The 26,282-nt window shown below is 32.4% G+C and carries 16 protein-coding genes; 6 read left to right on the plus strand and 10 right to left on the minus strand.

The window, feature by feature from the left end:
- Nucleotides 1–28 precede the first annotated feature (28 nt).
- The 5 genes from lpdA to OLM55_RS09140 all read left to right on the plus strand — a co-directional run bounded on the left by lpdA (nt 29) and on the right by OLM55_RS09140 (nt 7,872).
- A complete protein-coding gene (gene lpdA, locus OLM55_RS09120) occupies nt 29–1,432 on the plus strand; it encodes a dihydrolipoyl dehydrogenase (protein ID WP_264558594.1) in 1,404 nt (467 codons plus the stop codon).
- 255 nt (nt 1,433–1,687) lie between these two features.
- Nucleotides 1,688–3,166, plus strand: coding sequence for a hypothetical protein (locus OLM55_RS09125; protein ID WP_264558595.1), 1,479 nt, complete (start codon nt 1,688–1,690; stop codon nt 3,164–3,166).
- Between the two features lie 44 nt (nt 3,167–3,210).
- On the plus strand, nt 3,211–4,503 hold the full coding sequence (locus OLM55_RS09130) for an anthranilate synthase component I family protein (protein ID WP_264558596.1): 1,293 nt from the start codon (nt 3,211–3,213) through the stop codon (nt 4,501–4,503).
- 17 nt (nt 4,504–4,520) lie between these two features.
- On the plus strand, nt 4,521–5,825 hold the full coding sequence (gene tilS, locus OLM55_RS09135; RefSeq protein WP_264558597.1) for a tRNA lysidine(34) synthetase TilS: 1,305 nt from the start codon (nt 4,521–4,523) through the stop codon (nt 5,823–5,825).
- 1 nt (nt 5,826) lies between these two features.
- Nucleotides 5,827–7,872, plus strand: coding sequence for a protein-disulfide reductase DsbD family protein (locus OLM55_RS09140; RefSeq protein WP_264558598.1), 2,046 nt, complete (start codon nt 5,827–5,829; stop codon nt 7,870–7,872).
- A gap of 46 nt (nt 7,873–7,918) precedes the next feature.
- Here the strand turns inward: OLM55_RS09140 and OLM55_RS09145 are convergent, their stop codons facing one another.
- The 7 genes from OLM55_RS09145 to OLM55_RS09175 all read right to left on the minus strand — a co-directional run bounded on the left by OLM55_RS09145 (nt 7,919) and on the right by OLM55_RS09175 (nt 14,099).
- Complete coding sequence (locus tag OLM55_RS09145) at nt 7,919–8,119, minus strand: helix-turn-helix transcriptional regulator (protein ID WP_264558599.1); 201 nt, start codon at nt 8,117–8,119, stop codon at nt 7,919–7,921.
- The gene (locus OLM55_RS09150) at nt 8,109–8,588 is read right to left on the minus strand and encodes a hypothetical protein (RefSeq protein WP_264558600.1); all 480 of its coding nucleotides are present in this window, start codon (nt 8,586–8,588) and stop codon (nt 8,109–8,111) included. Before OLM55_RS09150 ends, OLM55_RS09145 begins: the two co-directional genes overlap by 11 nt.
- Before the next feature lie 275 nt (nt 8,589–8,863).
- A complete protein-coding gene (locus tag OLM55_RS09155) occupies nt 8,864–9,937 on the minus strand; it encodes an alanine/ornithine racemase family PLP-dependent enzyme (protein WP_264558601.1) in 1,074 nt (357 codons plus the stop codon).
- Nucleotides 9,937–11,088, minus strand: coding sequence for an alanine racemase (gene alr, locus OLM55_RS09160; RefSeq protein ID WP_264558602.1), 1,152 nt, complete (start codon nt 11,086–11,088; stop codon nt 9,937–9,939). The genes OLM55_RS09155 and alr overlap by 1 nt, the downstream gene beginning before the upstream one ends.
- Entirely contained in the window at nt 11,081–12,211 is a 1,131-nt protein-coding gene (locus OLM55_RS09165; RefSeq protein WP_264558603.1) for an amidohydrolase, read from the minus strand. Before OLM55_RS09165 ends, alr begins: the two co-directional genes overlap by 8 nt.
- A 6-nt stretch (nt 12,212–12,217) precedes the next feature.
- Nucleotides 12,218–12,652: a GNAT family N-acetyltransferase gene (locus OLM55_RS09170; RefSeq protein WP_264558604.1), complete on the minus strand. Its 435-nt coding sequence runs from the start codon at nt 12,650–12,652 to the stop codon at nt 12,218–12,220.
- Nucleotides 12,633–14,099 (minus strand): sodium:solute symporter family protein, encoded by a 1,467-nt coding sequence (locus OLM55_RS09175; RefSeq protein ID WP_264558605.1) that lies wholly within the window; start codon nt 14,097–14,099, stop codon nt 12,633–12,635. The genes OLM55_RS09170 and OLM55_RS09175 overlap by 20 nt, the downstream gene beginning before the upstream one ends.
- A gap of 299 nt (nt 14,100–14,398) precedes the next feature.
- Between OLM55_RS09175 and OLM55_RS09180 the strand changes: the two genes are divergently transcribed.
- On the plus strand, nt 14,399–15,934 hold the full coding sequence (locus OLM55_RS09180) for a YifB family Mg chelatase-like AAA ATPase (RefSeq protein ID WP_264558606.1): 1,536 nt from the start codon (nt 14,399–14,401) through the stop codon (nt 15,932–15,934).
- Nucleotides 15,935–15,993: 59 nt separating this feature from the next.
- Here the strand turns inward: OLM55_RS09180 and OLM55_RS09185 are convergent, their stop codons facing one another.
- The 3 genes from OLM55_RS09185 to OLM55_RS09195 are packed head-to-tail and all read right to left on the minus strand — an operon-like array spanning nt 15,994 to nt 26,257.
- Nucleotides 15,994–17,898 (minus strand): OmpA family protein, encoded by a 1,905-nt coding sequence (locus tag OLM55_RS09185; RefSeq protein ID WP_264558607.1) that lies wholly within the window; start codon nt 17,896–17,898, stop codon nt 15,994–15,996.
- A gap of 12 nt (nt 17,899–17,910) precedes the next feature.
- Nucleotides 17,911–18,819, minus strand: coding sequence for a type IX secretion system membrane protein PorP/SprF (locus OLM55_RS09190; RefSeq protein WP_264558608.1), 909 nt, complete (start codon nt 18,817–18,819; stop codon nt 17,911–17,913).
- A 40-nt stretch (nt 18,820–18,859) separates the two neighbouring features.
- Nucleotides 18,860–26,257, minus strand: coding sequence for a gliding motility-associated C-terminal domain-containing protein (locus OLM55_RS09195; protein WP_264558609.1), 7,398 nt, complete (start codon nt 26,255–26,257; stop codon nt 18,860–18,862).
- Nucleotides 26,258–26,282 lie beyond the last annotated feature (25 nt).

Below are 26,282 nucleotides of genomic sequence, written 5' to 3' on the forward strand. Positions count from 1 at the left end.
TGCAAAATAAACACACAAAATATATATTATGAGTCAATTTGATGTTACTATTATAGGTTCTGGTCCTGGTGGATATGTTTCAGCTATTCGTTGTGCACAATTAGGATTAAAAACTGCCATTATTGAAAAATATTCCACTTTAGGTGGAACATGTCTAAATGTTGGATGTATTCCTTCAAAAGCTATGTTAGCTTCTTCTCATCATTATGATGAAATGAAACATTTTGCAGATCACGGAATTGAAGTTTCTGGTGATGTAAAAGTGAATCTTCAAAAAATGATTGATAGAAAACAAACTGTTGTTGATCAAACTTCTGGTGGTGTTAAATATTTAATGGATAAAAATAAAATTACTGTTTTTGAAGGTGTTGGTTCATTTGAAAGCACTACTTCTGTTAAAGTAACAAAAAAGGATGGTTCATCTGAAATTATTGAATCTAAAAACATCATTATAGCTACAGGTTCAAAACCTTCTAATTTACCTTTTATAACTTTAGATAAAGAAAGAGTAATTACCTCTACTGAAGCATTAAAATTACCAGAAATCCCTAAGCATTTAGTAATTATTGGTGGCGGAGTTATTGGTATTGAACTTGGACAAGTTTATTTACGTTTAGGAGCACAAGTTTCTGTAGTAGAATATATGGATAGAATTATTCCAGGAATGGATAGTTCATTATCTAAAGAATTAACAAAAGTATTGAAGAAACAAGGAATGAAATTCTATGTTTCTCATAAAGTACAATCTGTAGAAAGAAAAGGAAACACAGTAACTGTTCAGGCAGAAGATAAAAAAGGTGAGTTAGTTACTTTAGAAGGTGATTATGCTTTAGTTTCTGTTGGTCGTCGTCCTTATACTGCAGGATTAAATGCTGATAAAGCTGGAGTTAAAATTACTGATAGAGGAATGGTTGAAGTTAACGATCATTTACAAACAAATATTCCAAATATTTATGCAATTGGAGATGTTGTTCGTGGAGCGATGTTAGCACACAAAGCGGAGGAAGAAGGAGCAATGGTTGCTGAAATTATAGCTGGACAAAAACCTCATATCGATTATAATTTAATTCCAGGTGTTGTGTATACTTGGCCAGAAGTTGCTGCAGTAGGGCAAACAGAAGAGCAATTAAAAGAATCGGGTGTTGCATATAAAGCAGGAAGTTTCCCTTTCAAAGCTTTAGGTAGAGCAAGAGCAGGTGGAGATATTGATGGTTTTGTAAAAATATTAGCAGATGCTAAGACTGATGAAGTTTTAGGAGTGCATATGATTGGTGCTCGTTGTGCCGATTTAATTGCAGAAGCTGTCGTAGCAATGGAATTTAGAGCTAGCGCTGAAGATATTTCAAGAATGTCACACGCACACCCTACGTTTGCAGAAGCAATTAAAGAAGCGGCTTTAGCAGCAACCGATAATAGAGCTTTACACGTATAAAAACTTGATAAATAGTATAAAAAAAATCTCACTTAGGTGGGATTTTTTATTTTTATTTAATTCTAGTTATTTTTTTAAATTTTCTATGTAGTACATAAAAAAATAACATTTAAATTTAACTTTATGATTATATTTTATTATTAATTTCACTTTTTTGTTTTTTAAAAAGCTATTAACTAAAGTTAAAAAAAGCATAAAAACAACACACTATACATTTTTTCTGTAATAGTTCTTAATTTTGCAAAAAAAAGAAAAATGTATTTAAAAAAGAAAAATATATTTACGGTTATTGTAGCTTTTAGTTTTGCTTCATTGTACTCACAAGTTGGTATTGGTACAACAAGCCCTGATGCTTCTTCAATACTAGATATAAAAAGCGCAAATGCTGGTTTATTAATACCAAGAGTTAGTCTAAGATCAACTACTGATGTTATTACAATTGCAAATCCAGCGACGAGTTTATTAGTTTATAATACCTCAAGTGTTTCAGATGTAACTCCTGGTTTTTATTATTGGGATACATATTGGAAAGCATTTAAAGAAAATGCTCCTTCGTTTGATTCATCAAATAGCTGGAATTTAACTGGAAATACATTATCTACGGGAAATGAATATTTAGGTACAAATAATTTTAATTCTTTAGTATTTAAAGTTAATAATATTCAAGTTGGCAAATTTCATCCAAATGGAGGAATTTCATTAGGACAAGGTGCAGTTGCAAATGATAATAGTTCAATTGCAATAGGTCGTAATGCTTCTGCATTAACAAGTAATGAGGCTATTGCACTAGGTTATTCAGCTAACTCTTCTGGTTATCAATCGGTTGCATTAGGTTATAATGCATTAGCAAGTAATAATAGTACTGTTTCTATTGGAAAAGATTCAAAGTCTTCTGGATATCAATCAATGGCTTTAGGTTTCCAGGCTTCATCAACTAATAATAGTAATGTTTCTATAGGTAATGACGCAAAGTCTTCTGGTTATTTATCATTTAGTATTGGTACAGGGGCAAATTCTACAAACAATAATGCTCTAGCTGTTGGTAACAATTCAACTGCTACCGGACAACAATCAACTGCTTTAGGAACAGAATCAACTGCTTCAGGACAAAATGCAACTGCAATTGGTTATCAAGCAACTGCTACACAATCAAATTCAATTATATTAGGAAATTCTTCAAATAGCAATAATAAAGTTGGAATTGGAACAAACACTCCAGACGAAAGATTGCATATTGCAGGTTCTATAAAAATTGTAGATGGAACGCAAGGCGTAGGTAAAGTTTTAACTTCAGATGCTAATGGTAAAGCAAGTTGGGCAGATAGTAATACAACAAAATCTTATGGAGAACTTTATAGAAATTCTAGTACAGCCCTTACATCTGGAGCAATAGCTTTTAATTCAACAGGGGCAAATTATGAGATGAACAGTATGAGTACACCAAATATTCAAGTTAAAACTACAGGTTTATATAGGGTTTCTTACACAATTTCAATTAAGAAAACTTCTGGTGGTACTGCTATAAATCCTGAATTCTACTTAACTAATTATGGAACGGAAATTCCTGGAACAAGAACTTATGCAACACTTACTAATGGAGATACAAGAACTGTTTCAATGGTAAAATTGGTTAATTTAAATGCATATCAGGCAGTTTCGGTTTACTCTTCACTAGCTGATTCAAATACAAATTTATTATCTGGTTGTAATTTAGTTGTAGAGTTCATAAAATAGATTCTTTTAAATATTGTATTTTTGAATTTCAAAATTATAATTCTTTGAGAACATCTATAATTAAGCATATTCATACAACAGAAAAATTTAAAAAACAACTTCTCCATTGGTCTAACCAATTTAGAGAAGTTGTTTTTTTAGATTCAAATAATTACAAACAAGATTATTCTAACTATGATTTAATTGTTGCTGTAGATGCTTTTACATCTATTAAAACCGATTATATAAATGCTTTTGAAGATTTAAAGCAATATCAATCGAATGCAAAAGATTGGCTGTTTGGCTATTTATCATATGATTTAAAAAACGATATAGAAGATTTAAAATCTCAAAATTCTGATAGTTTAGAATTTCCAGATTTATATTTTTTTCAGCCCAAAAAACTATTTCTTTTAAAAGGAAACCAATTAGAAATTCAATACTTAAATATGGTTGATGATGAGGTTGATGAAGATTTTGAAGAGATTACTTCAATAGAATTTTCACCTTTTTCAACTTTGCAAGAAATCAAAATAGAACAACGTATTTCTAAAGAAAACTATATTTCTAAAGTTTCAAAAATGTTAGAACATATTCATAAAGGTGATATTTATGAAGCTAATTTTTGCATGGAATTTTTTGCAAACAAAACACAAATTAATCCATTAGAAACGTACATTAAATTAAATAATATTTCAGAACCACCATTTGCTGTTTATTTTAAAAATGATAAGCAGTATTTGCTATCGGCTTCGCCAGAACGTTATTTGCGCAAAGAAAGCGCAAAAGTGATTTCTCAACCTATAAAAGGAACTGCAAAAAGAAGTTTAAATGCAATTGAAGATGAAAAACTGAAAGAAGAACTTGGTTTGAATGAAAAAGAACGTTCAGAAAACATTATGATTGTAGATTTAGTTCGAAATGATTTATCACAAACAGCAACTAAAGGAAGTGTAAAAGTAGAAGAGCTTTGCGGTTTATATACTTTTAAGCAGGTTCATCAAATGATTTCTACAGTGGTTTCTGAAGTAGATTTTACAACAGCACCAATTGAAATTTTGCGAAGCACTTTTCCAATGGGAAGCATGACAGGAGCACCAAAGATTTCGGCAATGAAAATCATCGAAAAACTAGAAGAAACCAAAAGAGGTCTATATAGTGGAGCTGTAGGTTATTTTACACCAGAAGGTGATTTCGATTTCAATGTAGTAATTCGTAGTATTTTATATAATGAAAAGAATCAATATTTATCATTTTCTGTTGGAAGTGCTATTACATCATTATCAAACCCAGAAATGGAATATGATGAATGTTTGTTGAAAGCTAAAGCGATGTTTGAAGTGCTGCAATCTAAATAATTATTTTACTTTTGAAAATGCTACAAAAATTACAAAATCATATTAATATCAATTTTCCCCATTTAAAAGGAAAGAAATTACTGTTGGCAACAAGCGGAGGAATTGATAGTATGGTTTTATTGTCTTTATTTCATAAATTAAAATTGGATATTACTGTTGCACATTGCAACTTTAGTTTGCGTGATACCGAAAGTGATGCCGATGAAGCATTCGTAAAAGCAACTTGTGAAGCATTAGAAATTCCTTACTATATTCAAAAATTTGATACAAATCAATACGCATTAGATCATAAACTTTCCATTCAATTAGCGGCTCGAAAATTACGTTATGATTGGTTTTCTGAACTTTTAACCGATAAAAAATTAGATTATGTTTTAACGGCTCATCATTTGGATGACGAAATTGAGACGTTTTTAATTAATCTAACTCGTGGAACTGGTTTAGAAGGTTTAACCGGAATTCCATTTCAAAATGATAAAATAATTCGTCCTTTGTTACAATTTTCTAGAGAACAAATTGAAACTTTTGCGAAAGAAAACCATATCAAATGGAGAGAAGATTCAAGTAATGCTTCTAACAAATATTTGCGAAATAAATTACGACACGATGTTGTTCCTGTTTTGAAAGAGTTGAATCCAAGTTTCATGCATTCATTTCAAAACACTTTAAATCATTTAAAACAAGCTAATAATTTACTTGCTGAAGTTTCAAATGAAGTCTATCAAAAAATAGTCAATTCAAACAATGATGTTATTGAAATTGATTTACCTAAGTTATTAGAATATGAAAATTACAAAGGATATTTGTTTCAATGGTTAAAAAAATATGATTTTACTTCTTGGGAAGATATTTATAATCTAGTAAATGCTCAATCGGGTAAACAAGTTTTTTCAGAAACACACATTATTTTAAAAGATAGAAATAAATTGATTCTTTTTTCAAAAAAAGAGAAGAGCGAAAATCAAGAATATTTCCTTAATAAAAACCAAAAAACTCTTAAAGTTCCCTTAAATATTAAGGTAAGTAAGGTAGATAACACTTCTAATACATCTAACAATACTATATTTGTAGATGAAGATAAGATTCAGTTTCCTTTAGTTATTAGAAAATGGCATGAAGGTGATTTCTTTTATCCTTCTCGAATGAAAGGAAAGAAGAAGTTGAGTAAGTATTTTAAAGACGAAAAATATTCGTTAATAGATAAAGAAAAACAATGGTTGCTTACTTCAAATAATGATATAGTTTGGATAATTGGTAAACGTGACGACGAACGATTTTTAGCAAACGATAAAACGATTAATATTTTAAAGATAGAAATATAAAATGAAAAAATTAATAGCCCTTTTTGTCCTTTTATTTTCCTTTGTAGGAAATACTCAAATATTAGATCCAGTAAAATGGACTACTAAAGTTGTTCAAAAATCAGATACAGAATTTGAGTTGGTTATGGATGCTGTAATTGAACCAGAATGGCACATGTATTCACAATTTACACCAGAAGGAGGTTCTTTACCTATGATTTTTGAATATAAAAATAAAAAAGGGAATTATGCTCTTGTTGGTAAAACAAATGAAAGTGCATATAAAAAATCGTTTAACGATATATTCGAAGTAGAGGAATATTATTTTGCAAAAAAAGCACAATTTAAACAAATAATTAAGGTAACAAATACTTCTTTAAAGGAAGTAAAAGTGTATGTAGAGTACCAAGTTTGTAAAGAACAATGTATTCAACAAGATAAAACGTTTACCTTTAAATTACCAGCAATAAAAGCAACAGAAAAAGTTGAAGAAATTGCAAATGAAGAACCAAATAATGAAATTATTTCTTTAGAAACTAGTTCAAATGATACGGTTTTAACAACTACTGAAACTAAAGTTGAAAAAATAGCTAATGCAACTGCTAAAGTAACTTCTACTGCTGAACCAAAGGAAGAAGAACAAAAAGGACTATGGACTATTTTCTTTTTAGCTTTTTTTGGTGGTTTTGCAGCTTTGTTAACTCCTTGTGTATTTCCAATGATTCCAATGACAGTTAGTTTTTTTACTAAACAAAGTAAAACTAAAGCTGAAGGAAAACGTAATGCAATTTTATACGGAATTTCAATTATCTTAATCTATGTTTTATTAGGTTCATTAGTAACTGGAATTTTTGGTGCTGATGCTTTAAATGCGTTATCAACTAACGTTTGGTTTAATGTAATATTCTTTGGTCTATTAGTGTTTTTCGCTACTTCATTCTTAGGAGCATTTGAAATTGTATTACCAAATTCATGGGCCAATAAAGTCGACAAACAAGCTGATAGAGGTGGCCTTGTTGGAATTTTATTCATGGCTTTAGCCCTGGCAATTGTATCTTTTTCGTGTACTGGACCTATTGTTGGAACGTTATTAGTTGAAGCAGCTTCAAAAGGAGGAATTGCACCAATTGTTGGAATGGTTGGTTTTTCTTTAGCGTTAGCTTTACCATTTATGTTATTTGCAATGTTCCCAGGTTGGATGAATTCATTACCAAAATCGGGAGGATGGTTAAATACGGTTAAAGTTTCACTTGGATTTTTAGAGTTAGCTTTGGCTTTTAAATTTTTATCCAATGCAGATTTAGTTGTGCAAGGTCATTATTTAGAAAGAGAATTATTCTTAATTATATGGATTGTGATTTTTGGAGCTTGGGCTTTATATTTGTTCGGAAAATTGATGTTACCACACGATAGTCCAATTACACATTTATCTGTAGGAAGATTATATATGGCAATTCTAGTTTCTATGTTCACTTTATATTTAATCCCTGGACTTTGGGGAGCACCTTTAAAATTAATTTCAGGGTTTCCACCACCAATGACTTATAGTGAAAGTCCAAATGGAGTAGGTTATAAGTTTGAAGGAAATGTAGGAGAAATTTCTGCTTTACCAGAACACGCACACAAAGGACCACACGGAATTGTTGCTTTTCATGATTACGAAAAAGGTTTAGCTTACGCGAAAGAAATTGGAAAACCAATATTATTAGACTTTACAGGATATGCTTGTGTAAACTGTAGAAAAATGGAAGATTTTGTTTGGTCAACATCAGAAATTTTACCCATGTTGAAAGAAGAGTTTGTTTTAATTTCATTATATGTTGACTCAAAAGAAGAATTACCAAAAGCAGAGCAATATGTTTCTCCAGCAACAGGAAAAGAAATTGTAACTGTTGGAAATAAATGGAGCGATTATCAAATTACACGTTACAAAAATAATGCACAACCTTATTATATTATTCTAGATGATGAAGGAAAAGATTTAACAAAACAAGTGGGTTATACACCAGATGTTGAAGAATATAAAGCTTGGTTAAATGAAGGTTTAGCAGCTTTTAAAAAGAAATAATATTTATAAATAAAAATCCCAATCATTAATTTGATTGGGATTTTTTTTAATCTGTTTCTTCTAAAGAAAATATTTCTTCAACTGGTTTTTCAAAATATCGTGCTAATTTTAAAGCTAATAGAGTAGAAGGAACATATTTTCCTTTTTCCATAGCGTTTATGGTTTGTCTGCTGACTTCTATTTGTTTAGCCAATTCTTCTTGTGAAATATTTTTGATGGCTCGTAATACTTTTAAATTATTCGTCATCTTGATTGGTTTTATTTAGTTTATAAATTTTGTATTGAAATCGAATGATGAAGAATATTAATAACGTAAACATATTATAAAATAACACATTCAAATAGGGCATTCCGTATATAAATAATGTAAAAAATAGTATTAAACCATAATTAAAATAGGTTGCCCAAACTAAACTTTCATATCTAATTTTCGATATCATTTCATCTTCCTCTTTAAGTTTAGAGAATCCAATAAAAATTGCACCTAGAATCATTCCAAAAGTTAACAATTCATCTGAAATGCTATTGGTAATTATAGTAAAGAAACCTGGAACTTCACCAATTGTTTCCTGATAAATTGCAAAAACTTTTATTGTTAAATAATCATCTAATGATAAATTAAAAACAGAACTTGAAATTATTAAAATTAGACTTGGAACAAATAAAATCCAACCGAAAGTTTTAAACTTGTTTGGAAAAAGAAAATGTGTTTTCATAAAAATGGTTTTAAATTTATTTTTCAAATGTAAAGTTTATTTTACATATTGACAAATAAATTTAACAAAAAGTAAATTAAAATTGTCTTTATTCTGTTTACTAAGTCTTTAAAAAAGCTTTTTGGTTTATTAGTTATTATGAAAATTACTTGTGAATTATAGCCCTGATTGCAACGGCATCCTTTTTTGTTTTCTTTTAAAACAAAAAAGATATAGTAGAAAGCAGGAGAGTTTTTGATGTGAAAACAACTGTTATGCCTCTAAAATAAAAAATATTATTCCACTCTTTTTTCAATATAATCTGAATTTAATAGATACAAAGCTCCCATATACTGAAGGTCGAACGAAACTAAATCACCCACTTGATATTTCTTTTCAGAATTACTAATATCAATTACGGTCATGTCTGAACTAGAATCAATAATTGTAATTGAATTATCCGTTGGTGTTAAATATTGAGGTTGCATATCTAATAAACCAAAATCTAAAATGGCCCTTAATGATGTTTCACTTAAATCGGTATTTTTATCAATTTCATAAGTATGACCCGCTACATTTTCACCTAATTCACCTGTAGGATTGTTTGGTTTTTCAGTTATTTCTATAATTTCAGCATATAATTTAAACACATCATTATGCATTCCTTCAATCGTTTCACCTGTAAATAAATCTTTGGCAAAAAATAAAGCTTCACCTATTCTAAAATGATTTACTGCTAATGGGCGAGCATTTTTTAACATTAAAGGAATGGCAACTGAAGTTCCTCCTGAAACCCATGGTATTTTTACATTGAATTTTGCTTCAATTAATTGTTTGTATAAACTTAATTGAATTAGTTTATCTTGAGTTGGCATTACACCGCTTAAACAGTTTAAGTTGGTTCCAATTCCTCTTATTTCAATATTTGGTAAACTAAAAACTTGTTCATAAAAATTAAGTAATTCTTCACCTAAAACACCTTCACGTAAATCGCCCATTTCTATCATAATAATGATTCCGTGAGTTTTATTTTGAAGTTTTGCTTCTTCTGAAAGCATTTGAATCGTATAAATTTCTGTATTAAAACTTACATCGGCATATTGTACAATTTTTGAAATATTTCTTTTAGAAGGTGGTTTTATATATACTGTTTTAATATTCGGATTTAGTTTTTTTATCTTTTTCAGATTACTAATTCTCGAATCGTGCATTTCAGTTACTCCTAATTCTATGATTTCTTTTAGGTAAATCGTATTCCCACACAATAATTTTGTAACAACTCCCCATTCAATATTTCGTTCTTTAAAGAGCGTATCAAGAAAAGTGTAGTTCTCTTTTAATTTTTGTCGGTATAATTTTAAAAATGCCATTATTTTATAATTTTTCGTGGAATAGTTTTCGAAATTCGAGTTAATAATTCATAGTTGAGCATATTACTTAAATCACTAAACGATGCTACTGATAAAGATAAGCTTTCTTGGTTTCCTATTAACACAACTTCATCTCCTTTTTTTACATTATCAATTTCTGTAACATCAATTGTTAGCATATTCATATTAATAGTTCCAATAACTCCACAACGTTTTCCGTTGATTAAAACTCTTCCTTGGTTGCTTAAAGAACGACTATATCCGTGTGAATATCCAAGAGGAATCGTAGCAATTTTCATATTATCTTTAGCCATATAACTGGTTCCGTAACCAATAAATTCCCCAGATTTTACTCGCTTAACACTCATTATTTCACTTTTCCAACTGATAACGCGCTGTAGAGGATCTATTTTCTTTTTTTTAGAATTTAAATAGCTGACTAAGACTTCTGTACTTGGCCAAAAACCATATTGAATGATTCCGATTCTAACTAAATCCATTCTAGTTTCTGGAAACATCATCGAAGCCGCAGAACACGCAGAATGCTTAATTTCGGGCTTAATTCCTAAAGATTTAAATATTTCTTCTGCTTTGTTAAATATTTCTATTTGTTTGGTAACTCTATAATAATTGGCAATACTTTCTGCTCCAGCATAATGCGTGCAAAGCCCCTTAAAATGTAAATATTCTTTTTCTTTAATTAAATATTGAGCCACTTTTGAAATGTTTTTTAAATCAAATCCAGTTCTATTCATACCAGTTTCAACCTCAATATGAATAATTGCTTTTTTCTTTAATTTTTTAGCAATTTTTGTAGCTTTTGCTAATCGATAACGTTCAAAAACAAAAAACTCAATTTGGTTTTCTATTACCCAATCTAAATCATCATCGGCAACAAAACCCATAATTAAAATGGTAACTTTTTTTTCTAAAGTATCAAATATAATTTTAGCTTCTTCCACATCAAAAACAGAAAAATGCGTAATTCCATTAGAATAAGCCATTTCGGCAAATTCTTTTAATCCATGGCCGTATGCATTTCCTTTTACAACAGAAGATAAAATGACTTTTTTGCCAAAAGTCTTTCTTAGGAAGTCAATGTTTTCTTTGTGAGCTGACGGATTAATTTCTATAACCGAATTTTTATGCATGTAAAATTTCTTTTGTAATTTGATAAAATAGAGTAGAACCTGTTTTAATAATTTCATCTGGAAAATCATAATCAGGATTGTGTAATGAAGGTGTGTTTTCTCCAGAACCTAATCCTAACATAGCTCCTTTAAAATTTTGAGTAAATAACCCAAAATCTTCACCAAAAGTAAAAGGAAGCTCTTTTTCTAGAATATTCAAATTAAGATTTGAAGCCGATTTTCTAATGAAATTTACAGCTTCACTATTATTTTCATTCGCTTGAAAGCTTTCTGTCCAATTGATTTTTGTTCTCAAATTAAATTTAGTGGCAATTTTGTTTACATTTTCTTCCAAATTTGATTCTATAATTCTCATTTGAGCATTACTATTGCTTCTAACTGTAAAATGAACTTCACCATAACCAGCAGAAACACCATAAGCTTTTTCGCCCATATTAATATGAATAGGAGTGATGAGACAATACTTTTTAGAAGAAACGTCAGTATTGATTTTGGAATTAAAAACCTGAATAATTTCGGCTATAGCCAATGAAGGATTAATTCCGTTTTCAGGTTCACCTGCGTGAGAAGTTTTTCCGTTTAAATGAATAATCATACTGTTAACAGCACAAGTAAACGTGTTTTCTTTTACAATTATTTGATGTTTCTTAAATCCAGGGAGATTGTGTAAAGCAAACGCAAAATCAGGTTTTATAGCATCAAAATTGGAGTCATTTAAAACTCTTTTGGCACCATTTCCGTCTTCTTCTGCAGGTTGAAACAAAAGCATTACTGTTCCTTTTTCTAAAGGATTTTCATGCAATGTTTTTGCCATTCCACACAAAATAGCCATATGACCATCATGACCACATTTATGAGAAATTCCTTCGTAAATTGACTTATAATCAAACTCATTGATTTCTTGAATAGGTAAAGCATCTAATTCACATCGAAATAAGATTGTTTTTCCGTCTTTTTTTCCTTTGTAAATAGCCAAAATACCATTTCCGCCAAGATTAGTAGTCACTTGATTGGGTTTGTATTTCGCAAGAAAATCTAAAATTCTTTGAGCAGTTTTAAATTCATTTCCCGAAACTTCAGGATGTTTATGTAATTCTTGTCTTAATTGAATAAGTTCTTCCAAAATATTTTATTTCGTTAAACGCATTTCCAAATATTTATTGGTAAAACCTAAACTTTCATACAAACCTTTAGCAGGATTATTTGGCTCTACGTGTAAAGCAATATTTCCTTTGGCAGTATCAATTGCTTTTTGCATTAATTTTTTACCAAAACCTTTTCCACGTTGACTATTATCTACTGCAATGTAAACTAAAATATTTTCTGGAATAAAGTCTTTCATTCCAGTGTTGTTTAAAATTACTACACCCACAATTTTTTCATTATCTAAACCAACGATTATATTTCCTCCTTTAGCAGGATTCATAGCATAATCAATGCATTTTAAAATATCTTCTACTTTATCTCCATATTCTTCCAAGTGTGTGAATAGAAAATTTGCAATAGTTTGATGTGAATATGTTTTGTCTTCTCCAGTAGCTGGATTAATGATTTTGAATTCCATTGTTATTTTTTTTATAATGATAATTTGATAATAGTATGAACGTGATTAAAGATACGCTAATTCCGAATATATTTGCATCTAAATGTTCAGGTAAATTTATATTAAAGGGTAATTTATTATTTGAAAGAATAAGTCCAATCGTTGTTGAACCACCAAGTAACATACTCCAAAAAGCAGCAATTGGATTGCTTTTTTTCCAGAATAAAGCTCCTAAAACAGGTACAAATAATCCAGAAACCATAAAAGCGTAGGAGTAAAGCATGAGCTCTAAAACGTTTTGCATTTGTGAAGCTAACAATATAGCAAATACACCTACTGAAAGTGTTACAATCTGAGATAAACGTAATAATTTTTTCTGTGTTAATTCTTTTTTATAGAACTTAGAAATAATATCTGTAACAATATTTCCAGAAGCAGCCATTAGACAACTATCAGCAGTAGATAAAATTGCAGAAAAATATGAAGAAAGCATTAATCCCATTAAACCAACGGGAAGAATAGTACTTAATAAAATAGGCAATCCCATTTCACTATCCATTGTTGAGGCATTGGTAATTCCTTCAAACATTCCTTGTGTAGCAGCTACTTTGGCTAACATTCCAAGAATTACTCCCATAAAAGCCATTATTGGCCATTCAAATAAACCAGCAATAAACCAAGCTTTTTTGGCTTCCTTTTCGTCTTTACAAGCGTAAATTCGTTGGTATAAAGTCATTCCGATAAACCAAATTGGAATTATAGTAACAGACCAATTTAAAAGTTGGTGCCAAGAAACATTAGTTAAGGATAAATATTCAGGAGCTAACGTTGCTTTGATGACATCATAACCACCAACTGCGTTATAAGCAATCGGTATTCCAATAAAAACCAAACCAGCAATTAAAATTATCCATTGAATGGTATCCGTATAAATAACCGCCTTTAAACCACCAACAGCCGTATAAATAACTGCAATTGCTCCCATAACTACTAAAGCCCATTGCAAATCTAATCCATCAATTGTTGCAGAAGCTAATTTGGCTCCAGCTAAAACTTGTGAACTAGTAAATCCAATGTAACCAATAGCAGAAATAACTCCGGCCAATAAAGCTACTTTTCCGTTATAAAAATGATTGAAAATTTGAGGAAAGGTGAAAAATTTATGTTGATGACCTAATTTACTTACTTTAGGAATTAAAAATACAGCACTTAACCAAGCACCAATTAAACCCGTAAACAACATCCATGAACCTGAAATTCCCATAGTGAAACCTAATCCACCTAAACCAATTGAAAAACCACCACCAACATCTGTTGCCACAACGGATAAACCAATGTGCCAACTGCTCATGTTTCGTCCACTAACGTAAAAATCTTCGGAGGAAGTGTTTTTTTTGTAAAAATAAAAGCCTACACCTAGCATTGCTAACATGTAAACCACAAAGATTATATAATCTATGGTGTGCATTTTATTGTTTTAAATATTTTTTTGACTGACATGGAATTTTTCCAAAGCATGACGTAGCGAACTACAAATCGAATGATTAGAATGAAAGATTTTAATTCAAAAATCTTATATATAATGGTTAGATAAACGATTATATGAAATCAAATAACGAGGGCAAAGGTACAAAAAATGATTTGGAAAGCCCAATTGAGGTGTTATGCTTTGATTCTCTTTTAGTTAAGATTTTAAATTTTCTATTTTATAATTAAAATAATTTTTTACATTTGTACCTATATAAGCCAATTTTAAAAGTATACGCCATGTTAATTAAAGTATTTGGAAGCGCCGTTTTTGGCGTTGAAGCCACGACTATTACTGTAGAAGTAAATATCGACAAAGGAATAGGCTACCACTTGGTAGGATTACCAGATTCCGCAATTAAAGAAAGTAGTTACCGAATTGCTGCTGCTCTTAAAAATAACAATTATAATCTTCCTGGAAAAAAAATCACGATAAATATGGCTCCTGCCGATTTGCGTAAAGAAGGCTCTGCTTATGATTTAACTTTAGCTATAGGAATTTTAGTAGCTTCTGGACAAATTAAAGCGGAAGATGTCGCTAATTATATTATAATGGGCGAATTATCTTTAGATGGAAGTTTACAACCTATTAAAGGCGCTTTATCTATTGCTATTAAGGCAAAAGAGGAAGGATTTAAAGGAATAATGTTACCTATTCAAAATGTAAAAGAAGCTGCAATTGTGGAAGGAATTGATGTATATGGAATTGAAAACGTTTTACAAGTAATTGATTTTTTTGAAGGTAGAGGAAACCTAGAACCAACCATAATTGATTCTTCAGAGGAATTTAATAAAACGTTAGAATTTCCAGAACATGATTTTGCGGATGTGAAAGGACAAGAAAGCATTAAACGTTGCATGGAAATTGCTGCTGCTGGTGGGCATAATATAATTTTAATTGGTCCGCCTGGTTCGGGAAAAACGATGTTAGCCAAGCGTTTGCCAAGTATTTTGCCACCAATGACAATGAAAGAAGCTTTGGAAACAACCAAAATTCATTCAGTTGCAGGTAAAACAAAAGAAGGAGGTTTAATGGCTCAACGACCATTTCGAAGTCCACATCATACCGCAAGTTCTGTTTCACTTGTAGGAGGAGGGAGTTATCCTCAACCTGGCGAAATTTCGTTAGCGCATAATGGTGTTTTATTTTTAGATGAATTGCCAGAATTTAAACGAGAAGTTTTAGAAGTAATGCGTCAACCTTTAGAAGATAGGGAAGTTACGATTGCAAGAGCAAAATTTACGATTACTTATCCATCTTCATTTATGTTAGTTGCCAGTATGAATCCAAGTCCAGGTGGATATTTTAATGATCCGAATGCTCCAGTTTCATCTTCACCTATGGAAATGCAACGGTATTTAAGTAAGATTTCTGGTCCTTTATTAGACAGAATTGATATTCATATTGAAGTTACTCCGGTTCCTTTTGAAAAACTTACAGAAACAAGAAAAGCTGAAAGTAGTGTTATAATTAGAGAACGCGTTTCAAAAGCAAGACAATTGCAATCAATCCGATTTGAATCGTTTGAAAATATTCATTATAACGCCCAAATGGGTTCAAAGCAAATTCGAGAATTTTGTGAACTTGACGAAACTTCTTTACAATTATTAAAAACAGCTATGGAGCGATTGAATTTATCTGCTAGGGCTTATGATAGAATTTTAAAAGTTGCTCGTACAATTGCCGATTTAGAAGCAAGCCATACTGTTATGTCACATCATATAGCAGAAGCTATTCAGTATAGAAGTTTAGATAGAGAAGGTTGGTTAGGATAATTATATAAAAAACGCCTCTATTATTTACTAGAGGCGTTTTAATAAGTATGAACAGTTGTTTAATTCATTTTTACAACAATAAATTCACTTCTTCTGTTTTGTTGATGTTCAGCTTCAGAACATTTAACGCCATCAGCGCATTTATTGATTAATTGTGTTTCTCCATAACCTTTAGATGTTAAGCGTTTACGGTCAATTCCATTTTGAATTATATATTCCATTGTTGATTTAGCTCTTCTGTCAGATAATAACTCATTGTATTTATGGGTTTGTCTACTATCTGTATGAGATCTAATTGAGATATGAATATTAGGATATTCTTTCATTACCTCAATTATTTTTTGTAAATCTTTTTCAGCACTTGGTCTTATATCCCATTTATCTAAGTCAAAATATATAATACTAATATTAAATATTTTAGCCAAATCTGTTCCTTCTTCAATTGGGAATACGTTTCTTTCTAACTCAATATTTAATTCGGTTATACCGCTTTCTTGTTGAGGTGGGAACGATTTTTCCGCTGCGTCATATTCTTCTTTAATAGCTCTTACATAATATTTTTTATTACAATCGATGTTAAATGAATAATTTGCATTTTCATCTGAAGTTGTTTCTTCTAACTGATTCATATCTTCGTCAAATAAAGTTACTTTAGAATTTGGTAATAATTCTTTAGTATCTAAATCAGTAATAAATCCAGTAATTTTTTGATTACATACTGTAAAAGTATAAATGTCATCAAAACCAATCCCTCCATCTCTATTTGAGGATAAAAAACCTGAATTATTATTGTTAATAATAAAACTAAAATCATCTTTAGGACTGTTAATAGGTTTTGCTAAATTCTCGGGTTTAGTAAACTTATTATTAATTATTTTAGATTCAAAAACATCAAGTCCGCCTAAACCTAAATGTCCATCTGAAGCAAAATATAAAATATTATCATGAGAAATAAATGGAAAACTTTCTCTTCCTTCAGTATTAATTATAGGGCCTAAATTTTCAGGATTTCCGTATGAGTTATTTCCGTTTATACTTACTTTGTAAATATCTGCACCACCATAACCACCAGGCATATCTGAAGAAAAATATAATGTTTTTTCATCAGTACTTAAACTTGGATGTCCTACACTATAATTATCATTATTAAAAGGTAATTCTATTATATTTCCCCATTCATTATCAGAAAACGTAGCTTTGTAAATTTTAATCCATGTTGTTTTATCGTCATCCTTACCTTTTTTCTTTAAATAATTATTTCGTGTAAAATACATGGTTTTACCATCTTTTGTAAAAACAGGAGACGATTCATTATATTTTGTATTAATAGTTTTTGAAAAATTTTCAGGTGTACCAATTTTATTGTTCTCATCTAATGTTGAAACATATAAATCGGTGTAATTTTGATTTGTCCAATCATGAACTTTGCTATATATAGCTCCTTCAGTTCTTGATGAGGTAAAAACAATTTTATTTCCAAAATAGCTAACACCATAGTCCATATATTCAGAATTTATATCAGTTTTTTTGAGAGTATATTTACCTGAGTTTTCTTCAATAGTTGCTAAATAATTTTTGTTTTTAGCAAATTCTTTTCCTCTTGAATCAGTAGTGTTTTTATTAAATAAATCTAAATATTTATTTGCATTTTCATAATCTTCTATTGACTTTAAAGATTGTGCGTATCTAAAATAATACTCAGGTTCAACGGTCTCATTTAATGCAAATAATTCTTTGTACCATTTTGCAGATTTATCTAATTCGCCATTAAAATAGTAAGAGTTTCCTAATTTCTTAAATAAATCGGTCGATTTATGTCCTTTTTCAGCTACTTTTTCATAAATTTCAATTGCATCTATGTATGAATATTTTTCATATTTTTTATCTGCTGAATTAAGTTTTGATGTTTGAGCAAATCCAGTAAACATCAAACCAATCAATAATATTGAGTATATTGTTTTCATAATTTTTTTGAATTAAAAGAATCTAGGTGAAGAAATTCTACTTTTATTTAAAAATTCATATCTCAAAAAGATTTCATGAGAACCAGAGTTGTAATTCGATAATTTTGTTGTTTCCATATCATATCCATATCCTATGAACCAAGAGTCTGATATTTGAAAGCCTACTAATCCGCTTACCGCAGCACTCCATCTATATGCTGCACCAAGAGTTAATTTATCGTTTATTAAAAAATTTGCAGTAATATCTGCTTGTAATGGAGCACCTTCCACTATTTTAGTTAAGAAAGCAGGTTTAAATTTTAAATTTGGACTAATATCAAATACGTGACCTCCAATTACATAATAATGCATTTTTTCCCTTGTAATTGCTACTTCATTGTCATCAAAATGCTTTGTTTCGAATAGATTAGGTACGGATACCCCAAAATAGGTGTTATCTGAAAACAAATAAATTCCAGCACCAACGTTTGGTGTAAATTCACTATCTAAATTTTGAAATTGAGGATCATTTTGATCATATATATTCAATTTGTTAACATCTAAATTGAATATGTTTGCCGTTCCTTTAAGACCGAATGATAATTTATAATTTTCAGACATTTGAATAAAATAAGCTAGATCAGCTGAGATTTGATTTTCAGTTGTTGGACCAATTTTATCATTAACAATTGAAAATCCTAGTCCAAAATTTGAATCTCCTATAGGCGTGTTTAATGAAACATTATTGGTTACCGGTGCTCCGTCTAATCCAACCCATTGATTTCGATGTAATAAGAAAACGCTTAGTGTTTCTCTAGAACCAGCATATGCTGGATTTACATTTACCGTATTATACATATACTGAGTATATTGTGAATCTTGTTGAGAAAAGCACAACATTTGCGATATAAGTAAAGCTATAAATATGATTTTTGTTTTCATGTGCTAATATTTTAATTGATAATTTTTAATGGAATAGCATTTATTTACTAACATATAAATATCCAGCTTTATCATGCGATTTATTTTCCTCATCTACATATTTTAAAATGTAATAATATGTTCCATCTGGTACTCCTTCATTTTTGTTTAAAGTTGATCTTCCTTCTGAACGGCCTCTAAATGCTCTTACATTATTGTCATAACCTTTAGTTTCATAAATTAATATTCCCCATTTATTATAAATTTCAACAGTATTATTTGGATAACAATCTATTCCATCTATGAAGAAGAAATCGTTTAATCCATCATTATTTGGTGACACTGCGTTGTAAATGGTTATATCACATGCTGGCAAAACTATACAATCATCGTTAATATTCAAATAAACTTCAAATATCATTGGACAATCATTATTTTCAGTTGTTACAATATATTGTAATGTATAATAACCAACAGGGATATTTGAAGGATTAAAAATATTATTATTTAATCCACCAGTCTGACTCAAATCAACCCATTCTCCATTTGTAGGAATTGAGTTACCTAATATAGTAAATAAATTTATAGGTTCATCTTGAGTACAAATAGCATATGGTATTGCATCAAATGGTTCTTCTACATTTACGTTTATTGTTTGTGTAAATATATCAGAATTTCCACAATTATCACTTACAAACCACTCTCTTACAATTACATATTCATAAATTGAAATGGTTGTAGTTTCTTCAGTAAAACTTACATTTGCTACGCCTGAACAGTTATCAATAAATTCTAAATTAGGTATTTCAGGTACACTTGAACAATTAACATTTAACTCTTCATCAATTGGGGTTATAATCGTAGGAGCTGTATTGTCGTATACTGTAATAGTTTGTGTATAACTATTGTTATTCCCACAGTCGTCAGTTATTGTCCATGTTCTTAATATTGTATAATTGCCAGCACAATTTCCTTCCTCAATATTTATAACATCATTTATTATGATATCAACTTCTGAATCACAATTATCACTAGCTTCAACTACTTCAGGACTTGGAATATCATCACAAGAAACAGAAATATCATCTGGTAATTCTGATATAAATATTGGTTCTGTTAAATCTTGCACGTTTATGGTTTGCGAAGCTGTAGAGAAGTTTCCACATGCATCTGTCGCAGTCCACGTTCTAGTGATTGAATATGATCCAGCACAATCTCCGTTAGTTGTAACATCATTATAAGTTAGAGTAAAGTCAGCACCACAATTATCAGTTGCAGTTGCTACAGCGAATACAGGAGTAGCCGGACAATTGATAGTTGAAGTAGCCGGAAGTGCTGCAATAACTGGTGCAGTATTATCTTGCACGTTTATGGTTTGCGAAGCTGTAGAGAAATTTCCACATGCATCTGTCGCAGTCCACGTTCTAGTGATTGAATATGATCCAGCACAATCTCCGTTGGTTGTAACATCATTATAAGTTAGAGTAAAGTCAGCACCACAATTATCAGTTGCAGTTGCTACAGCGAATACAGGAGTAGCCGGACAATTGATAGTTGAAGTAGCCGGAAGTGCTGCAATAACAGGTGCAGTATTATCTTGCACGTTTATGGTTTGCGAAGCTGTAGAGAAGTTTCCACATGCATCTGTCGCAGTCCACGTTCTAGTGATTGAATATGATCCAGCACAATCTCCGTTAGTTGTAACATCATTATAAGTTAGAGTAAAGTCAGCACCACAATTATCAGTTGCAGTTGCTACAGCGAATACAGGAGTAGCCGGACAATTGATAGTTGAAGTAGCCGGAAGTGCTGCAATAACTGGTGCAGTATTATCTTGCACGTTTATGGTTTGCGAAGCTGTAGAGAAATTTCCACATGCATCTGTCGCAGTCCACGTTCTAGTGATTGAATATGATCCAGCACAATCTCCGTTGGTTGTAACATCATTATAAGTTAGAGTAAAGTCAGCACCACAATTATCAGTTGCAGTTGCTACAGCGAATACAGGAGTAGCCGGACAATTGATAGTTGAAGTAGCCGGAAGTGCTGCAATAACAGGTGCAGTATTATCTTGCACGTTTATGGTTTGCGAAGCTGTAGAGAAATTTCCACATGCATCTGTCGCAGTCCACGTTCTAGTGATTGAATATGATCCAGCACAATCTCCGTTAGTTGTAACATCATTATAAGTTAGAGTAAAGTCAGCACCACAATTATCAGTTGCAGTTGCTACAGCGAATACAGGAGTAGCCGGACAATTGATAGTTGAAGTTGCCGGAAGTGCTGCAATAACAGGTGCAGTATTATCTTGCACGTTTATGGTTTGCGAAGCTGTAGAGAAGTTTCCACATGCATCTGTCGCAGTCCACGTTCTAGTGATTGAATATGATCCAGCACAATCTCCGTTAGTTGTAACATCATTATAAGTTAGAGTAAAGTCAGCACCACAATTATCAGTTGCAGTTGCTACAGCGAATACAGGAGTAGCCGGACAATTGATAGTTGAAGTAGCCGGAAGTGCTGCAATAGCTGGTGCAGTATTATCTTGCACGTTTATGGTTTGCGAAGCTGTAGAGAAGTTTCCACATGCATCTGTCGCAGTCCACGTTCTAGTGATTGAATATGATCCAGCACAATCTCCGTTAGTTGTAACATCATTATAAGTTAGAGTAAAGTCAGCACCACAATTATCAGTTGCAGTTGCTACAGCGAATACAGGAGTAGCCGGACAATTGATAGTTGAAGTAGCCGGAAGTGCTGCAATAACAGGTGCAGTATTATCTTGCACGTTTATGGTTTGCGAAGCTGTAGAGAAATTTCCACATGCATCTGTCGCAGTCCACGTTCTAGTGATTGAATATGATCCAGCACAATCTCCGTTGGTTGTAACATCATTATAAGTTAGAGTAAAGTCAGCACCACAATTATCAGTTGCAGTTGCTACAGCGAATACAGGAGTAGCCGGACAATTGATAGTTGAAGTAGCCGGAAGTGCTGCAATAACAGGTGCAGTATTATCTTGCACGTTTATGGTTTGCGAAGCTGTAGAGAAATTTCCACATGCATCTGTCGCAGTCCACGTTCTAGTGATTGAATATGATCCAGCACAATCTCCGTTAGTTGTAACATCATTATAAGTTAGAGTAAAGTCAGCACCACAATTATCAGTTGCAGTTGCTACAGCGAATACAGGAGTAGCCGGACAATTGATAGTTGAAGTTGCCGGAAGTGCTGCAATAACAGGTGCAGTATTATCTTGCACGTTTATGGTTTGCGAAGCTGTAGAGAAGTTTCCACATGCATCTGTCGCAGTCCACGTTCTAGTGATTGAATATGATCCAGCACAATCTCCGTTAGTTGTAACATCATTATAAGTTAGAGTAAAGTCAGCACCACAATTATCAGTTGCAGTTGCTACAGCGAATACAGGAGTAGCCGGACAATTGATAGTTGAAGTAGCCGGAAGTGCTGCAATAGCTGGTGCAGTATTATCTTGCACGTTTATGGTTTGCGAAGCTGTAGAGAAGTTTCCACATGCATCTGTCGCAGTCCACGTTCTAGTGATTGAATATGATCCAGCACAATCTCCGTTAGTTGTAACATCATTATAAGTTAGAGTAAAGTCAGCACCACAATTATCAGTTGCAGTTGCTACAGCGAATACAGGAGTAGCCGGACAATTGATAGTTGAAGTAGCCGGAAGTGCTGCAATAACAGGTGCAGTATTATCTTGCACGTTTATGGTTTGCGAAGCTGTAGAGAAATTTCCACATGCATCTGTCGCAGTCCACGTTCTAGTGATTGAATATGATCCAGCACAATCTCCGTTAGTTGTAACATCATTATAAGTTAGAGTAAAGTCAGCACCACAATTATCAGTTGCAGTTGCTACAGCGAATACAGGAGTAGCCGGACAATTGATAGTTGAAGTAGCCGGAAGTGCTGCAATAACTGGTGCAGTATTATCTTGCACGTTTATGGTTTGCGAAGCTGTAGAGAAATTTCCACATGCATCTGTCGCAGTCCACGTTCTAGTGATTGAATATGATCCAGCACAATCTCCGTTGGTTGTAACATCATTATAAGTTAGAGTAAAGTCAGCACCACAATTATCAGTTGCAGTTGCTACAGCGAATACAGGAGTAGCCGGACAATTGATAGTTGAAGTAGCCGGAAGTGCTGCAATAACAGGTGCAGTATTATCTTGCACGTTTATGGTTTGCGAAGCTGTAGAGAAGTTTCCACATGCATCTGTCGCAGTCCACGTTCTAGTGATTGAATATGATCCAGCACAATCTCCGTTAGTTGTAACATCATTATAAGTTAGAGTAAAGTCAGCACCACAATTATCAGTTGCAGTTGCTACAGCGAATACAGGAGTAGCCGGACAATTGATAGTTGAAGTAGCCGGAAGTGCTGCAATAACTGGTGCAGTATTATCTTGCACGTTTATGGTTTGCGAAGCTGTAGAGAAATTTCCACATGCATCTGTCGCAGTCCACGTTCTAGTGATTGAATATGATCCAGCACAATCTCCGTTGGTTGTAACATCATTATAAGTTAGAGTAAAGTCAGCACCACAATTATCAGTTGCAGTTGCTACAGCGAATACAGGAGTAGCCGGACAATTGATAGTTGAAGTAGCCGGAAGTGCTGCAATAACAGGTGCAGTATTATCTTGCACGTTTATGGTTTGCGAAGCTGTAGAGAAGTTTCCACATGCATCTGTCGCAGTCCACGTTCTAGTGATTGAATATGATCCAGCACAATCTCCGTTAGTTGTAACATCATTATAAGTTAGAGTAAAGTCAGCACCACAATTATCAGTTGCAGTTGCTACAGCGAATACAGGAGTAGCCGGACAATTGATAGTTGAAGTAGCCGGAAGTGCTGCAATAACTGGTGCAGTATTATCTTGCACGTTTATGGTTTGCGAAGCTGTAGAGAAATTTCCACATGCATCTGTCGCAGTCCACGTTCTAGTGATTGAATATGATCCAGCACAATCTCCGTTGGTTGTAACATCATTATAAGTTAGAGTAAAGTCAGCACCACAATTATCAGTTGCAGTTGCTACAGCGAATACAGGAGTAGCCGGACAATTGATAGTTGAAGTAGCCGGAAGTGCTGCAATAACAGGTGCAGTATTATCTTGCACGTTTATGGTTTGCGAAGCTGTAGAGAAATTTCCACATGCATCTGTCGCAGTCCACGTTCTAGTGATTGAATATGATCCAGCACAATCTCCGTTAGTTGTAACATCATTATAAGTTAGAGTAAAGTCAGCACCACAATTATCAGTTGCAGTTGCTACAGCGAATACAGGAGTAGCCGGACAATTGATAGTTGAAGTAGCCGGAAGTGCTGCAATAACTGGTGCGGTATTATCTTGCACGTTTATGGTTTGCGAAGCTGTAGAGAAGTTTCCACATGCATCTGTCGCAGTCCACGTTCTAGTGATTGAATATGATCCAGCACAATCTCCGTTGGTTGTAACATCATTATAAGTTAGAGTAAAGTCAGCACCACAATTATCAGTTGCAGTTGCTACAGCGAATACAGGAGTAGCCGGACAATTGATAGTTGAAGTAGCCGGAAGTGCTGCAATAACTGGTGCGGTATTATCTTGCACGTTTATGGTTTGCGAAGCTGTAGAGAAGTTTCCACATGCATCTGTCGCAGTCCACGTTCTAGTGATTGAATATGATCCAGCACAATCTCCGTTGGTTGTAACATCATTATAAGTTAGAGTAAAGTCAGCACCACAATTATCAGTTGCAGTTGCTACAGCGAATACAGGAGTAGCCGGACAATTGATAGTTGAAGTAGCCGGAAGTGCTGCAATAACTGGTGCGGTATTATCTTGCACGTTTATGGTTTGCGAAGCTGTAGAGAAGTTTCCACATGCATCTGTCGCAGTCCACGTTCTAGTGATTGAATATGATCCAGCACAATCTCCGTTAGTTGTAACATCATTATAAGTTAGAGTAAAGTCAGCACCACAATTATCAGTTGCAGTTGCTACAGCGAATACAGGAGTAGCCGGACAATTGATAGTTGAAGTTGCCGGAAGTGCTGCAATAACAGGTGCAGTATTGTCTATTTTTGTATTATATGTAACAGAATTACTGCTTCCACAACTATTTGTAACTGTTACTGTTATTACTGCATTACAGGTTCCAGAAGTAGAAGCAGTTTTAGTTAATGATTGTGAGCAATTATTTGTAGCTGTAGTCGCAGTAATTGCTGCTGCTTCAGCGCTAGAAACAGAAGAATAACATGAAGCTATACTACCTTTAGTGATAATTGGTGGACATGGAACACAGTAAGGAGGAGTTATTACATTTTGTGAAGAATTTGTACATGTAGAATTTTTGTAATCTAATCTTGTTGAACTAACTATTTGACTTCCACAAATATTTGCATTAGCTGTCAGTTGATACCTTAAGATTATTGTTTCTACATTTAAAAAATCAATATTCCATGAAATTACGTTACCCGCTAAACTATAAGTTCCTTTAGAAATTGAAATAGAGCCAGGAACTAATGTAAAATCATTACTAATTGTTTCAGTAGTAAATGGAGTTCCTGTAATTTGAGCTGCAACCCAAGATAGTTGAGTAAATATTTGAGTGTAAATTCCAGTTAAATTAGCTGCACTTTCTGTAAAAAAAGCACCACCAGATTGGACATTGTTTAAAGTATATTCTGCAGTGTTTTGATCTGAACCTGAAATTGCACCAAATAACCCAATTGCGAATATTTGATTATTATATACTGTACCAGATACAGTGGTTGTTTTTGCATTATTTGCTGCAGTAATTGTACTTTGAACACAAGATCCTCCAGTTCCAGAAGAACATGATGAGCCAGTTGGCCCAGTTCGGTTTGTAACTCCATCTGTTAAGAGTACGATACTTCTTGCAGTGACGCAATTAAATGTTCCATTTGCTGTTAACTCTGCATCAGCTTTTACAATACCGTCTTGATTATTAGTTGATCCATTAGCATTTAATCCATTTATAATAGATAACAATCCGTTTTTGCCAGAAGCAAGAGTAAGTCCTTGTCTAAGAGTAGCTGTAGTTCCAAAACTAACAATTCCAACTTTATTTAACCCTGTTGGATTATTTGCAGTCAAGAAAATATTATTTATAAAATCTGTGGCAGCGTCTTTTGCATAATCTATTGGAGTATTTGTATCTCCTTGTATATTATATCCCATACTTCCTGAAACATCAATAACTAACATAACTTCCAACGGTCTGTTAATTGGATTTGCCCCTTGAATCATTAATTCCACATCAATTAAGCTGCATGAATTTGGGTTTACTGTAACTGTTTTTGTTGGTGTAATTGTTTGTGTAAAACCAATAAAATTTGCGAAAATAAATAGTATAACAAAATATTTTTTGATACTAAGTAATTTAGGGGTTGATAAGAGTAAATATTTTTTCATCTTTAAATTATTTTAGACAGTTTGT

This window comes from Flavobacterium sp. N2270, from assembly GCF_025947225.1.
GTDB lineage: Bacteria > Bacteroidota > Bacteroidia > Flavobacteriales > Flavobacteriaceae > Flavobacterium.